The 13,361-nt window shown below is 68.2% G+C and carries 10 protein-coding genes and 1 riboswitch; of the genes, 3 read left to right on the forward strand and 7 right to left on the reverse strand.

The features are described 5' to 3' along the window. Nucleotides 1-3: 3 nt before the first annotated feature. From FQ137_RS03420 to FQ137_RS03430, 3 genes are read right to left on the reverse strand one after another with little or no spacing between them, the layout of a single operon-like run. Nucleotides 4-1,536 carry a cobyrinate a,c-diamide synthase gene (locus FQ137_RS03420; protein WP_149291138.1) on the reverse strand — a complete coding sequence of 511 codons (1,533 nt, stop codon included), beginning with the start codon at nucleotides 1,534-1,536 and terminating at the stop codon, nucleotides 4-6. Further along, nucleotides 1,530-2,144, reverse strand: a complete 615-nt coding sequence (gene cobO, locus FQ137_RS03425; RefSeq protein WP_149291139.1) for a cob(I)yrinic acid a,c-diamide adenosyltransferase — start codon at nucleotides 2,142-2,144, stop codon at nucleotides 1,530-1,532. Before cobO ends, FQ137_RS03420 begins: the two co-directional genes overlap by 7 nt. Further along, nucleotides 2,144-4,393 carry a VWA domain-containing protein gene (locus FQ137_RS03430; protein WP_149291140.1) on the reverse strand — a complete coding sequence of 750 codons (2,250 nt, stop codon included), beginning with the start codon at nucleotides 4,391-4,393 and terminating at the stop codon, nucleotides 2,144-2,146. The genes cobO and FQ137_RS03430 overlap by 1 nt, the downstream gene beginning before the upstream one ends. Nucleotides 4,394-4,414: 21 nt before the next feature. After that, a riboswitch (cobalamin riboswitch) is annotated at nucleotides 4,415-4,587 on the reverse strand. Between the two features lie 76 nt (nucleotides 4,588-4,663). Between FQ137_RS03430 and cbiT the strand changes: the two genes are divergently transcribed. After that, complete coding sequence (cbiT, locus tag FQ137_RS03435) at nucleotides 4,664-5,893, forward strand: precorrin-6Y C5,15-methyltransferase (decarboxylating) subunit CbiT (RefSeq protein ID WP_149291141.1); 1,230 nt, start codon at nucleotides 4,664-4,666, stop codon at nucleotides 5,891-5,893. Then, the gene (locus FQ137_RS03440) at nucleotides 5,890-6,645 is read left to right on the forward strand and encodes a cobalt-precorrin-4/precorrin-4 C(11)-methyltransferase (protein ID WP_149291142.1); all 756 of its coding nucleotides are present in this window, start codon (nucleotides 5,890-5,892) and stop codon (nucleotides 6,643-6,645) included. Before cbiT ends, FQ137_RS03440 begins: the two co-directional genes overlap by 4 nt. Here FQ137_RS03440 and FQ137_RS03445 read toward each other — a convergent pair. The 4 genes from FQ137_RS03445 to FQ137_RS03460 form a co-directional block, all read right to left on the reverse strand. Continuing rightward, nucleotides 6,642-7,184: a hypothetical protein gene (locus tag FQ137_RS03445; protein ID WP_149291143.1), complete on the reverse strand. Its 543-nt coding sequence runs from the start codon at nucleotides 7,182-7,184 to the stop codon at nucleotides 6,642-6,644. The genes FQ137_RS03440 and FQ137_RS03445 overlap by 4 nt on opposite strands. 79 nt (nucleotides 7,185-7,263) lie before the next feature. Then, nucleotides 7,264-7,764, reverse strand: a complete 501-nt coding sequence (locus FQ137_RS03450; RefSeq protein WP_255583502.1) for a DUF1269 domain-containing protein — start codon at nucleotides 7,762-7,764, stop codon at nucleotides 7,264-7,266. A gap of 279 nt (nucleotides 7,765-8,043) precedes the next feature. After that, nucleotides 8,044-9,885, reverse strand: a complete 1,842-nt coding sequence (locus FQ137_RS03455) for an alkyl/aryl-sulfatase (RefSeq protein WP_149291144.1) — start codon at nucleotides 9,883-9,885, stop codon at nucleotides 8,044-8,046. A gap of 179 nt (nucleotides 9,886-10,064) precedes the next feature. Continuing rightward, nucleotides 10,065-12,527, reverse strand: coding sequence for a LuxR C-terminal-related transcriptional regulator (locus FQ137_RS03460; protein WP_149291145.1), 2,463 nt, complete (start codon nucleotides 12,525-12,527; stop codon nucleotides 10,065-10,067). 375 nt (nucleotides 12,528-12,902) lie between these two features. Here FQ137_RS03460 and FQ137_RS15660 point away from each other — a divergent pair, with 375 nt between their 5' ends. After that, nucleotides 12,903-13,349 carry a hypothetical protein gene (locus FQ137_RS15660; RefSeq protein ID WP_370452301.1) on the forward strand — a complete coding sequence of 149 codons (447 nt, stop codon included), beginning with the start codon at nucleotides 12,903-12,905 and terminating at the stop codon, nucleotides 13,347-13,349. Nucleotides 13,350-13,361: the final 12 nt, after the last annotated feature.

Raw genomic sequence — 13,361 nt, forward strand, 5'->3', positions numbered from 1 at the left:
TCGTCAGACGGACGCCTCCGCCCCCGCCCGGGCGAACCGGCGGACGTGGGCGGCGAACCTCGCGGCCAACGCGGGGTGCCCAGCCCAGTGCGTATGCAGGTAGGAGGCGTGCACGGAGCCGGTGACAAATCCCTCGGCCCCGGCGGAGCTGGTCCAGGCGGGCGCCGACCCGGAGCCGGCAGCCGCCCCGACAGTTGGGCTGCCGCGGTCCGTCCCGGCGGACGGGGTGACCGCGGTGCGGTGGAACTCGTGGCCGGTGACCTCGGTGCTCGCGGTAGAGAGGACGCTGTCGGCGACCGCGGTTGAACGGCGGTAGGCCAGCGTCAACCGCGGGGCCATGGCGGCGTCGGCGTCGATCGCCCCCACCATCGGGGTCCCGTCGAGACTGCGACAGAGGTAGAGCAGGCCGGCGCACTCGGCGACGGTCGGCGTCCCTGCGGATGTCGCCGCGCGCAGTTCCCGCAGCATTGGCTCGTTTGCGGCGAGGTCACCGGCGTGCACCTCGGGGAAACCTCCGCCGAGGTAGATCCCCGCCGTACCCCGGGGCAATGACTCGTCGACGAGCGGGTCGAACGGCGCCACCGAGCAGCCGGCCGCCTCGAGCAGCTCGGCCGTCTCGGCGTAGCGGAACGTGAACGCCCGGCCACCGGCGATGGCGATGAGCGGGCGAGCCTCGTCGTCGTCGACTCCACGAGCCCGGCCCGCCACGGGGCCGCCACCATCCACTACAACTGTGGTGCACTCCAACGCCGTCTGCGCCGACCACGCCTCGCCTGCCAGCGGCGGCGCGGACCGGGCGATCCTCATGACCGCCTCGAGGTCGATCGACGCCGCCACCTTGCCGGCCAGGTGGTCGAGCGACCGCGCCGCCTCGGGGCGCTCGGCGGCGGGGACCAGGCCGAGATGACGGGAAGGGGCCGTGACGTCGTCATCGCGCTGCAGCACGCCCAGCACCGGAATGCCGAGCGGCGCCAGCGCGCGCCGGACCTCGTCGGAGTGGCGCACGGATCCGGCCTTGTTGAGCACCACGCCCGCAATGCGCACGGACGGATCGAACGACGCCATCCCCAACACCACCGCGGCGATGCTGCGCGAGGCGTGCGAGATGTCCACCACCAACACGACGGGGGAATCGGTGAGCCGCGCGACGTGCGCGGTGGAGGCGAACCCGTCGCCGCCGATGTGCCCGTCGTACAGGCCCATCACGCCCTCGATCACCGCAACGTCGGCCGCGCGAGACCCGGGCGCCCCGCCGAGCCGCGCGCCGTGCTGGAGCAGCGGCACGACCTGCTCCTCGCCCACCAGATGCGGGTCGAGGTTGCGGCCGGGCCGCCCGGTGGCGAGCGCGTGGTACCCGGGATCGATGTAGTCCGGGCCCACCTTGTGTCCGGACACCGTGAGCCCGGTGCGCCGCAGGGCCGCCATGAGCCCGGTCGCGACGGTCGTCTTGCCGTGCCCGGACGCCGGCGCGGCCACCACGAGCCTCGGCAGCGCGGTGGAGGTCGGCGCTGTGGAGGCTGGCGCGGCGGTCACCATTCGATGCCCCGCTGCCCCTTCTGCCCGGCGTCCATCGGGTGCTTGACCTTGGTCATCTCGGTGACCAGGTCGGCGGCGTCGATCAGCCGCGGGTCGGCGTCGCGGCCGGTGATCACCACATGCTGGCGGCCGGGGCGCGAGATCAGCGTCTCCACCACGTCGTCGACGTCCACCCAGCCCCACTTCATGGGATAGGTGAACTCGTCGAGCAGGTAGAGGTCGTGTCGCTCCTCGGCCAGGCGGCGCTTGATCTCGGCCCACCCCTCGGCGGCGTCGGCGGCGTGATCGTCCTCTGTGCCGTCCTTACGCGACCAGGACCATCCCGAGCCCATCTTGTGCCACTCGACCGGGCCGCCCTCGCCGGTCTCGTCGTGGAGGCGGGCGAGGCGTTCCATGACGGTCTGCTCGCCGATGCGCCACTTGGCGGACTTGACGAACTGGAACACGCCGATGTCCCAGCCCTGGTTCCACGCGCGCATGGCCACGCCGAACGCGGCCGTGGACTTTCCCTTGCCGGGCCCGGTGTGGACCATGACGAGAGGCCGGTTGCGGCGTTGGCGGGTGCTGAGCCCGTCGTCGGGCACGGTCTCGGGCTGTCCCTTGGGCATCAGGCCACATCTCCTCGGGGTCGGTTGTGGTCGTCTCGCGCCGGGCCGTGGGCCGCGGTGTGCGGGTGAGCGGTACGGGCACGGACGGTGTGGGTGAGGCCCTCGGCGGTGACCTCCCCGAGGGGGAGGTGCTCGGCGCCGAGGTGCGCGGCGAGCTCGGACGCCAGTCCCATACGGAATCGACCGGTCTCGCAGTCCACCACCACGGAGGCGACGCCGAGGGAGGCGAGCCCGGCCGCCGCGGCGCGGGACCGGTCCAGGGCGTGCGGGCCGTGGGTGGCGCGTCCGTCGGTGACGACGACGACGAGGGGCCGCCGCTGCGGATCGCGGACACTCTCGATGCGCAGGACCTCGGCTGTGGCGAGCAGTCCCTCCGCCAGTGGGGTGCGGCCGCCCGCCGGGAGCTGCGCCAGACGGGTCGCGGCGACGTCGACCGAGGAGGTGGGCGGCAGGGCGATCTCCGCGCCGGACCCGCGGAAGGTCACCAAGCCCACCTTGTCGCGCCGGCGGTAGGCGTCCAGTAGGAGGGAGAGGATTGCCGTCTTGACCTGCTCCATGCGGGTGCGCGCGGCCATGGAGCCCGAGGCGTCCACGCAGAACAGCACGAGGTTGGACTCGCGGCCCTCCCGGACCGCCGAGCGCAGGTCGCGGGACGTCAGACGCAATCGACCACCGCCCGGGCCGCCAGCCGGGCCACCGTCACGCCCGCGCGCCGACTGCCACGGCGCCGCCGCGCGGATGGTGGCGGGCAGGTGCACGTCGGAGCCGGTGAACCCGCCCGCGCCAGTGCGCCGACCGCTGCTCGTGACGGCCCGAGACCGGCGCCCCGAGACGCCCTGGCCGGTCCCGGCGACGGTGAGCAGGCGCGTGCGGTACGGCGCCGAGGCCGCCACGACCGTGCCGGGTGCGCTGTCGTCGCCGGCGTTCGCGGTCTGGGAGCCCGGTTCGGCCGTCGCGCTACCAGCGTCGTCGGCCGGGGTGTCGTCCTGCGGGTCCTCGTCGGCGTCGCCCGCATCGGTGCTGTCGGCCGTGTCGGCACGGTCCGGCTGCCCCGAATCCCCCTGCGCTGGGTGCTCCGCCGAGACCCCATCGGGAGTGCCCGCGGTGGCCGGAGCGTCCTCGTCGGCGGGGGTGTTGTCGGCCGCAGCGGCGTCTGCGGCGCTCGACTCGTCCGCACCCTCCGAGAGGTCGGCGTCGTCGGCCGGCCGAGTCTCGTCCCGGGGGTCGGGGTCGGGGTCGTCGTCGTCCCCCAAGAGCCGGTCGAGCAGCTCCTCATCGAGCCCCGGGGCGTCGAAGGGGGCCCGGCGGCGACGGTGCGGCAGCGCCATGCGGGCGGCGGCGCGGATGTCCTCGCGCGTGATGCGGACGCGGCCCTGCCAGGCGGCGTGGGCGGCGGCCGTGCGGGCGGTGACGATGTCGGCGCGCATGCCGTCCACGTCGAAACCCGCGCACACCGTCGCGATCTTCGTCAGCGCCCACGGCGTGAGCTCCACGAGGTCGATGAGCTCGCGGGCGGTGAGAATCCGCTCCCGCAGCGCGCGCTCGTCGGCGGCGAACGCGGCGATGAACGCGGCGGGGTCGGACTCGTAGGCGACCCGGCGGCGGATCACCTCGGCCCGCAGCTCGGGATCGCGCGGCGCGGCCACCTCGACGGTCAGCCCGAACCGGTCGAGCAGCTGCGGCCGCAACTCGCCCTCCTCCGGGTTCATCGTGCCCACCAGCACGAACCGTGCGGCGTGCTCGACCGAGACGCCGTCGCGTTCGACGGTGACCCGGCCCATGGCGGCGGCGTCGAGGAGCTGGTCCACCACGTGGTCGTGCAGAAGGTTGACCTCGTCGACGTAGAGGATTCCGCGGTGCGCCCGCGCCAGGAGGCCGGGTTCGAACGCCGTGACGCCCTCGCTGAGCGCTTTCTCCAGGTGCAGAGATCCGGCGATCCGGTCCTCCGACGCCCCGATGGGGAGCTCGACCAGGCGAACCGGCCGACTCTCGACGGGTGCGTCGTGGGGAATCGGGCCGTCCGGGGTCTCGGTACCGCGGTCGTCCGGCGCGGACGAGAATCGATCGCCGGACACGACCTCGATCGGCGGGAGGATCCCGGCGAGGGCGCGGACCATCGTGGACTTGGCGGTGCCCTTCTCGCCGCGGATGAGGACACCACCCACCGACGGCGATACCGCGGTGAGGGTCAGGGCCAGCGCCATGTCGTCGGAACCGACGACAGCGCTGAACGGGTATTGCAGTGGCATGGGGGCTCCCGCTCTCGTCTGCCAGGCTGGTCAGCGCGAGGCCGGTCTCCGGACTTCCCGGCTCGACCGACGCTCAGGCGTCGGAAGGCTCGGGTTACCGTAGCGGGCCCTGTGCCGGATTCTCACCGGCTTCCCAGATTCTCCCCGCCGACCGCGTATGGCGGCCGTGGGGCACCTCGTGCTGTGGGGGTGTTCGGTTGTGTTGAGCTCGAGGTTATCCCAGCGTCCTGTCGGCTGGGACGTCCGGGCTCGGCGGTAGTGTTCCGCGTCATGAACGCACGGGTGGTGGTCGTCGGCATCGGCGGCGACGGGTGGGCGGGGCTCGACGAGCCCCGCCGTCGCGCTGTCCTCGGCGCCGACGTGCTGCTCGGCGGGGAGCGGCATCTGGGGATGGTGCCGGGCGACGTGACGGCCGAGCGGACGCAGTGGCCCCGGCCGCTGCGGCCCGGGTTGCCCGCACTGCTCGAGCGGTACGCCGGACGCCGGATCGTCGCGCTGGCCTCGGGCGATCCCCTGGTCGCCGGGGTGGCCACCACCCTCATCGACCTGCTCGGCGCGGACGCGGTGGAGGTGCTCCCGGCGGTCTCGTCAGTCGCGCTGGCGCGCGCCCGGATGCGGTGGCCGGCCGAGACCGTCGCGGTGGTGCGCGACCACCGTGCGCTGGTGCGGGAGCTCGCGCCGGGGCGGCGGCTGCTCGTACTCTCTGCCGACCAGCACACCCCGGGGTACGTCGCGGCAATGCTGACCGGAGCCGGCTTCGGTGGGAGCACGCTGACCGTGCTCTCGGATCTAGGCAGCTCCGCCGAGGCGCGCTCCGATTGCGCGGCGAGCGACTGGGAGACCGGCCGCGAGGCGCCTGCGCTGCACGTCCTGGCCGTCGAGTGCGTGGCTGACGCAGCCGCCCGTCCGCTCGGGTGGGCGCCCGGGCTCCCCGACGACGCTTTCGCCAGCGACGGCCAGCTCACCCGCCGTGATCTGCGGGCCTCGGCGCTGTCCCGCCTCGCGCCTGCTCCGGGGCAGCTCTTGTGGGACGTGGGCGCCGGCGCCGGCTCGGTGGGCATCGAGTGGATGCGCGCCCACCCGTCGTGCCGCACCATCGCCGTCGAAGCCGATCCCGACCGGGCGGCGCGCGTCGAGCGCAACGCCGCCGCCCTCGGCGTGCCTTCGCTGGTCGTCGTCCACGGCCGGGTGCCCCAGGCTCTCGACGGTCTTCCCCGGCCCGACGCCGTGTTCATCGGCGGGGGCGGCACCGCACCCGGCCTGCTGGAACAGTGCTGGGACGCGCTTCGACCGGGCGGCCGGCTGGTCGCACACGCGGTGACCCTTGAGACCGAGCGGGCTGTCATCGACGCCCGGGCCGACTTCGGCGGCGAACTCACCCGTCTGCAGGTCGAGCACGCCGACTCGATCGGCAGATTCACCGGATGGGCCCCGGCGCGGGCCGTCGTGCAGTGGGCGGCCGTCAAGCCCTGCTTCGAATCGACCGAGGAGACCTCGTGACCGTTCATTTTGTCGGAGCCGGCCCCGGCGCTGCGGACCTGCTCACCTTGCGCGCCGCCGCCGCTCTGGCCGCTGCGGACGTCTGCCTCTACGCGGGGACCTACCTCGACGACGGTGTGCTCGCGCACTGCCGGCCGGGGGCCCGGCTGGTGGACACGCAGCATCTCGATCTCGACCAAATCATCGCCGAGATCGTCGCCGCCCACGCCGCGGGGTCGGAGGTGGTCCGGTTGTGTTCGGGTGACCCGTCGCTGTATTCCGCGCTGGCCGAGCAGACCCGTCGCCTCGACGCGGTGGGCGTGCCGTGGGACGTGGTCCCGGGAGTGCCCGCCTACGCGGCCGCGGCCGCGGAACTGGGCGTCGAACTCACGGTTCCCGAGGTGGTGCAGTCCGTGGTGCTCACGCGGACGCAGGCCCGGTCCACGGCGATGCCGTCGGCTGAGGCACTAGAGAACTTCGCCGCCACCGGAGCGACGCTGGTGCTGCACCTGGCGATCACCCGGATCCGCGAACTCGCCGAACGTTTGGTGCCGACCCACGGCGCGGACTGCCCGGTGGCCGTGGTGGCCAACGCGAGCAGGCCGCATCGCGTGGAATTGCGGGGCACCCTCGGAGACATCGCGGATGCGGTGGAGAGGGCCGGGCTGCGCCAGGCCGCGGTGATCCTGGTTGGCCGCGCGCTGATCCGGCCGGGTACGGCGGAGTCCTGGCTCTACGCCTCGGATCCGGAGCGAGCATCAAAGCGTTTCTAATGAATGATCGCCTTGAAAATCACAAAAACCGCACCGAACGATGCTGTCCCCAAGGCGCCTGCGACTCTGGCGACTAGGCCGCTGCCGCGGCGGAGGAATGCGACGTAACCGAGAACGGCGAGTATGACCACGCCAGACCAAAGGGCGAGGTCGTTTGCCAGATCGTCGGGGATGAGCCGCGTTGTCCCGGCGAGTAGCACTAGCGCAGGAACAGTGGCGGAGGTCAGCATCCCGAGCGAATGTTGGGTCGACAGTCCGAGAGCTTCCCTGAATCCAACAATCTCGGTGCCGGCAACCACTGATCGTTCGCCTATTCGGGCCACGGTACCCGCATAGACATGTGCGCCCCAGAACACCAGGACGGTGACGACAACGGTGAGCAACACCGTCACGGAGTTCTCTTCATGTGCCGACGAGACGGCTACGAGTCCGCTTACCAGAATGGTGCCGTAAACCGCCGCTTCCGTACCGAAGCCTGGGCGCAGCACGCGATGAGCTTTGAGAAGATTGTGGTCGACGGAATCCCATCGCGCATTCATGCGGCAGTGACAATCATGGCTACTATCGGCAGCGCCACAAGCAATTCCGATAGCCTCCTCGCCACGGCGCCTGCTCGGGTCACTCGGCGAATGCTTCGCGAAGCGCAGCTTCTTGGTCGTGGCTCAGGTTGGTCGACAACAGTTCGGCGTGAAGGCTCTTGAACTCGTCGTGAACTCGATCCATCTTGGCGTCCGACGTAAGTACGAACAAGGCAGACGTGCCGGGTGTGATCTTCTCTTTCAACTGGTTAATGAAGTTGTCGTCGATCCCCACATCTGAAAGGGAGCCGGATAGCGCACCGATTCCTGCGCCAATTGCTGCGCCGAGCAGGGGGACAAAGAACAGAATTCCGAATAGCAGGCCCCAGAATGTGCCCCCTAGGGCGCCGACACCGGCCAAGTTGTTGAGTTGGCGGGTTTTGGGCTTTTTCGCGCCCTCGGCCCAGCGCACAACCGCGGCATCATGCACGGTGATCAGTTCCTGTTGTTGCAGATTCTTGAGCGTCTCGACAGCCGTGTCGGCGCCGGTGTCGGTGTTGAATTTCCAGACGGTCAGTGTTCCGGCCATGATGATCCTCACTGGAGAGAGTGTTGCCGCCTGTGACGCTACGAGGCGGTGACAGTGCAGTCTTCATCCGTCGAGGGTGAATGCTGTCAGAGAGATGCCGTCGTGCCGCACTCGTCGACGGCATTGGGACAGGTGAATGTGGATGACCGCGCCAATCGGGATTGGCGGGATCGCTACATCGACGGCCAAAGCGAGAGCCACTCCGATCGAGGCGCCCAAATTCAGCCCCCTGATCACTGGCGGATGCGCGGACGCCGGGTCCATTCATCGGCGTCGGGGGCGCCACCGTCCCTACGGGGTGACGATGGCGAAGTCCGGGTCGGGGTGATCGAGGTATCCCATGAGTTCGGACAGCACGGTGGGGGAGCCCTTGGCCTCGACATCGCCACTGGCGACTAGTGCCTCCAGGTTCCCGTCTCCGAAGAGCAGGGCGTGCAGAGTTCTGCCTGAGAGGGACAAGGTGGTGTCCGCGGTGGGGAGGCCGCCGTCGACGACGTCGAAGTGGACGAGGAGTCCGTTCCTCAGCTCGGTGCGGTGAGTGGCTTCTGTATCAGTGATCTGCCAGTCGATCGTGATCCGGGCATCCCAGGCGCGAGGCCCGTTGACCCTCAAGGCGATCGCATCGAAGACCTGTTCGACGTCGAGTGCTGCGGTGATGTCGTCGGACGCGGCGGCAATGGGCGTGCCGACATTGCCGTGGCGGAGTTCGTAGGCGCCCATGAGGTAGAAGTTGCGCCAGGTACCGTTCTCGGAGCCGTAGCCGAGGCGTTCGAAGGTGTCTGCCTGAAGCAATTTCGCGTCGGTGTTGGTGGGATCGGCGAAGATGACGTAGTTCACCACTTGGGCTACCCAGCGGAAGTCGCCCGCCTCGAATGACGCTCGCGCTTTGTCGAGAACGGCGTCTGCGCCGCCCATGAACTCGACGTGGCGTCGTGCCGCCGCGACGGGGGGGTGTTCCCAGAGGGTTGCGGGGTTGCCATCAAACCAGCCCAGGTAGCGCTGGTAGATCGCTTTGACGTTGTGGCTGACCGATCCATAGTAGCCGCGGGTGTGCCAAGCTCGCTCGACCGACGGTGGCAGCTGAAAGTCCTCCGCGATCTCGATACCGGTGAGGCCCTTGTTGAGCGCACGCAGTGTTTGGTCGTGGAGGTACCCGTAGAGATCTCGCTGCGTGCGCAAGAACTCTGTGAGACGGTCGGTGTCCCAGGTCGGCCAATGATGTGAGGCGAACAGAACGTCCGATATCGGGGCGTACCGGTTAATCGCCTCGGTGAGATATTTTGCCCAGATGTGCGGATCACGGACCGGCGCCCCGCGCAGCGTGAGCAAGTTGTGCAGGGTGTGGGTGGCGTTCTCTGCCATGCAGAGCGCGCGGTGATCGGGAAAGTAGAAGTTCATCTCGGCGGGGGCTTCGGTGCCCGGCGTGAGCTGGAACTCGATGCGCACACCGTCGATCGTCTCAGCCTGCCCGGTATGATCGATGTGTAATGTCGGGTCGATGAGTGTCGGGGTTCCCGTCGATGTGGTGGGGCCGAGGCCGGCGCCGACCGCTCCGAGTGGACCACGTGGCAGCGCGGCCCCATACATGTATCCGGCGCGGCGCCCCATCGCGGTGCCCGCATAGACATTTTCTGAAACGGCGTGTTCGACGAAGCCGATCGGAGCCAGAATCGGACAGTGCCCCGCCTCGACCTCATCCTGAGTGGTCACCCCCTTGACCCCGCCAAAGTGGTCGAGGTGACAGTGGGAGTAGATCACCCCGGTAACGGGCCGGTCGCCCCGATGTTCGCGGTAAAGGGCCAGTCCTGCCGCCGCCGTCTCGGTGGAGATCAAGGGGTCGATGACGATGACCCCGGTTACGCCCTCGACGATGGTCATGTTGGACAGGTCCAGTCCGCGGATCTGATAGATGCCTTCAGTGATTTCGTACAAGCCCTGCATGGTGCAGAGTTTGGCTTGGCGCCACAGGCTCGGATTGACGGTGTCCGGGCATTCTTCCTGGAGAAAGTGGTAGCTGTCGGCATCCCACACGGTGTTCCCGGAGGAATCCGCCACCACGCCTGGTTGGAGCGACGCGATGAATCCCCGAGCGGCGTCGATGAAGTCTTGGTCGTTGACGGTGGATCCGGTCATAAGAGCCAGCTCTCAGAGGTGTGATCGAACGTGTTCGGTTCTGGGCCGAACTATTGCCTCTCTGTCGCATCGGCCGCATCACCCAGGGCAGGTGAACTATCGACCGCAAGCCGCATAGGGGTTGTTTTACGCGCCCGAGACGCGGGTTCCATCAGGATTTGTGTGAAGGTTGTGCCGGTTCACAACAATCCCGCCACTCTGGCGGCGGAGATCGCGTCTCGTCGAGAAGTCGCGCCCAGCTTGAGGTAGATGCCCCGCAGATGGGTCTTGACCGTGTTGACCGAGACGCAGAGTGTGTCGGCGATCTCCTGGGTGGACTGAGGGGATGCAAGGTGCTGTAGGACGCGTCGTTCCGCCGGGGTGAGAGCGATGTTCGTGGAGAGATGGACAGCGTCCGGCCGGGTTCGGATGCGGTCGACGAACGCATCGTGTCGGCCGAACCTCCCGACGTAGGCATCCAGCAGAGGGACCGCCCGATCGAGCGAGAGGAACGGGTGGACCAGGTGCTGCGGTTCGGCTAGGGCGATCGCGGATTCAAGATTGCCGAGGACCCGCTCGTCCTGTCCTGCATCAGCTGCCACGACAGCCCTCAATATGTGGGCTTGAATCCCCCCGACGAGTCTCAGCGCAGGGTGGGACAGCGCGGCGTCCAGCAGTTGCGGGCAGTGTCTGACCCGGCCGTCTGCAATCTCGATCATCGCGGAGGCGACAGAAAACTCCGGGCAGTGGCCGAGGATGGTGGTTGCGATCTGCACTATCCGCTGCGCCAGCTCGTATTCATGGGCCGCGATCAGAGCCTGGATCGCCAGGGGAACTGTCGGTGCCAATAGGGGGTGGGCGCCCGGAGACGCGAGAGCAGCTTTGGTGGCCTCCGCGATGTCTCGGGCCGCCTGCGACTTGCATTCTGAATCCGGGAACATCACCAGGGCTGAGAGCGCGTGCCAGTCCCACCCTGCAAGGGGTGTCAGCATCCCGTCAGCCCCCGTCGACAACGCGAAGGATGTCTCGACTTGCTCGGGAGCTTGGGTTCCGGTCAGAAAGTGGAAGTAACGGCACATCACGACGCAGCGGACTACGTCAGCGTTATTCCCGATACCCGCTGCTGTTGCCGCGCGGACAGCGGCGAGCGCGCGGATCCCCATCGATACGAACTGGTCGTGTGCTCCGTCAAGTAGCGCCAGCAACGTCAACGCTTCAAGGTGCGGTGCCGGGCATCTCGCATAATCGGCCCTGCTGACAGCGATGAGCAATTGGTGCTTCACCCTGTTGTGCCCGATCGGCGGCAGCATGAGCTTGGCCTGTTGGACGGCGACGTATGCCTCGATTTCCCGATGGTCAGCGACTGCCGCCGGCAAGGCGTAGACGGGCACGTTCTCGCCGAACCTGGTGCGTAGATCGATCGTGACGGCGCAGTGCAAGCGGTCAAACAGGTCCGGGGGGCAGATCGCTGATGGCCGACCTGACGCTGCCTGCAGGAAGGCGTCAGCATCGGCCATGGCCCCGCACTCGATGCCATGGATGCTACGGAGCAGGTGGACCCACGGGTCGTCAGCGACCTCGACAGGAGCCTCGTCAAGTGTTTTGAGGAACATTCCGGCATCCGGACCGAGCACAGCCTTTGGGCCCAGATCCAGCAGCCCCCGATACAGCCCGTAGCGATCATCTGAAGCGAGTAGGTGCCGAATGGCAGCCACGGGAGTGCGCAGGTTCAAATACCAATGTCCGGCCCGTAGTTCGATCCTGCGCACACCGTCCGAACCCAGTGCTCGCACGAGCTCGGATCTCAGATAGGCCCGCATCAGCGGGTGATAACGATAGGTCTCGTCGCCGTCGGATCTCGTGGACACAAAAGGAAACTGGAGGTCGAGCACCTCGGACAGCAGACGCGACGCGCTGGTGCCCGCCAGTTCAGTGGCAAGTGCAGTGTCGAACTCGTCTGGCACCGCCGTAAGGGTGAGGAAGTCGCGGTGCTCAGTACTGACTGAGCTGAGCAGTTCCCCGGCGAGGAAATCCGAGATTACGGAATGGCCCGATGCGACGACCGATGTCAGAGCGCGAGAGTTGTCCTCCGCTGCCGCCAGTAATTGCGCGGTCATCCTGACTATTGCCGGCCACCCGCTGCTGATCTCGAGGATCAAGTCGAGTTCGGCGTCCTCAACCTGCACCCCGGAGGCATCGAGCAGGGCCTGGACTTCGACTCGGGTGAACGCCAGATCTTCTGGGCCGGCCCGAACTAGTACGCCAGCCAGGTCGAGTTGATGCCACGGTATGGCCGGCCGGAATCGAGATGACACGACGATCGTGGCGTGGCCGGGCAGCCGCTCAAGAAGGTGGGCCAGTCCGGCGAGAACTACAGGGTTATAGATGGCATGCACGTTGTCCAACACGACCAGTGGGGAGCCATCGAGCCGGGCGAAGGAATCGGCGATCAGTTCGGCCCCCTTCCACGGACGCTCAGCTGCGTGTGCCGCTGACTCCGGCAGTTCCGGCAGTTCGAGAGAAGCCAGGAGCGATCCCCAAAAGACTCCGATGTCATTGTGCTCCTCTGACAGCGAGACCCACCCGATCGCGGAGACCGAACCCGAGCGTGCCGCACAGCGCAACCACTCGGAAATCGCGACAGTTTTCCCAGTTCCCGCCATGCCGCACACCAAGAGAACGCCACCGCGCCGCAGCTGTGCTTGTTCGAAGCGAGCGCATAACGCCGGCCGATGGACCGGCGTGACTGCTAGCCGAGGGATCGACCGAGTTAGGTGCTGGGCAACCTCTGTCGCCCCGCCCTGAGTGCAATTCGCCACGGTAACTCCCAAACGGAGAGGTTGTTGGCGTCACCTGTTCGGTTCGCGTATAAGCGTAAAGTTACCTAAGTCGCACTCGGCGTGGACTGGAACGAGCGAAACGCACGACAGCAGCGGCAACCGCTGTCGTGCACCGGCTTGTCCGGGGAGGTGGGAAGGGGCGTCGACCGGGCTGACCCGCTCGTGGTGAACACAAGTGGCTACAGCTTCTGTGCACACTTGACTACGAAGAGCAGCACCACGTTGAGGCCATCGGCCATGTGCTCGGCCAGGCGGGCCACCGCACGCACGGCGGCCGCCCACGTCGAAACCCGCGCACACCAAGACGCTCGCCGTCAGTGCCCACGGCGTGAGTTCCACGAGTTCGATGAGCTCGCGGGCGGTGGGAATCCGCTCCCGCAGCGGATCCGCGAACTCGCCGAACGTTTGGTGCCGACCCGCGGCGCGAACTGCCCGGTGGCCGTGGTGGCCAACACGAGCAGGCCGCATCGCGTGGAATTGCGGGGCGCCCTCGGGGGCATCGCGGATGCGGTGGAGAGTGCCGGGCTGCGCCAGGCCGCGGTCATTCTCGTCGGCCACGCCTTGGATCGCCCCGGTTCGGCCGAGTCGTGGCTCTATGCCTCGGACCCGGAACGTGAGTCGACGAGGCGACGGCCAGAGGTGTAGTCAATCGAGACC

Origin of the sequence: Dietzia sp. ANT_WB102 (genome assembly GCF_008369165.1) — a bacterium.
Taxonomy (GTDB): domain Bacteria; phylum Actinomycetota; class Actinomycetes; order Mycobacteriales; family Mycobacteriaceae; genus Dietzia.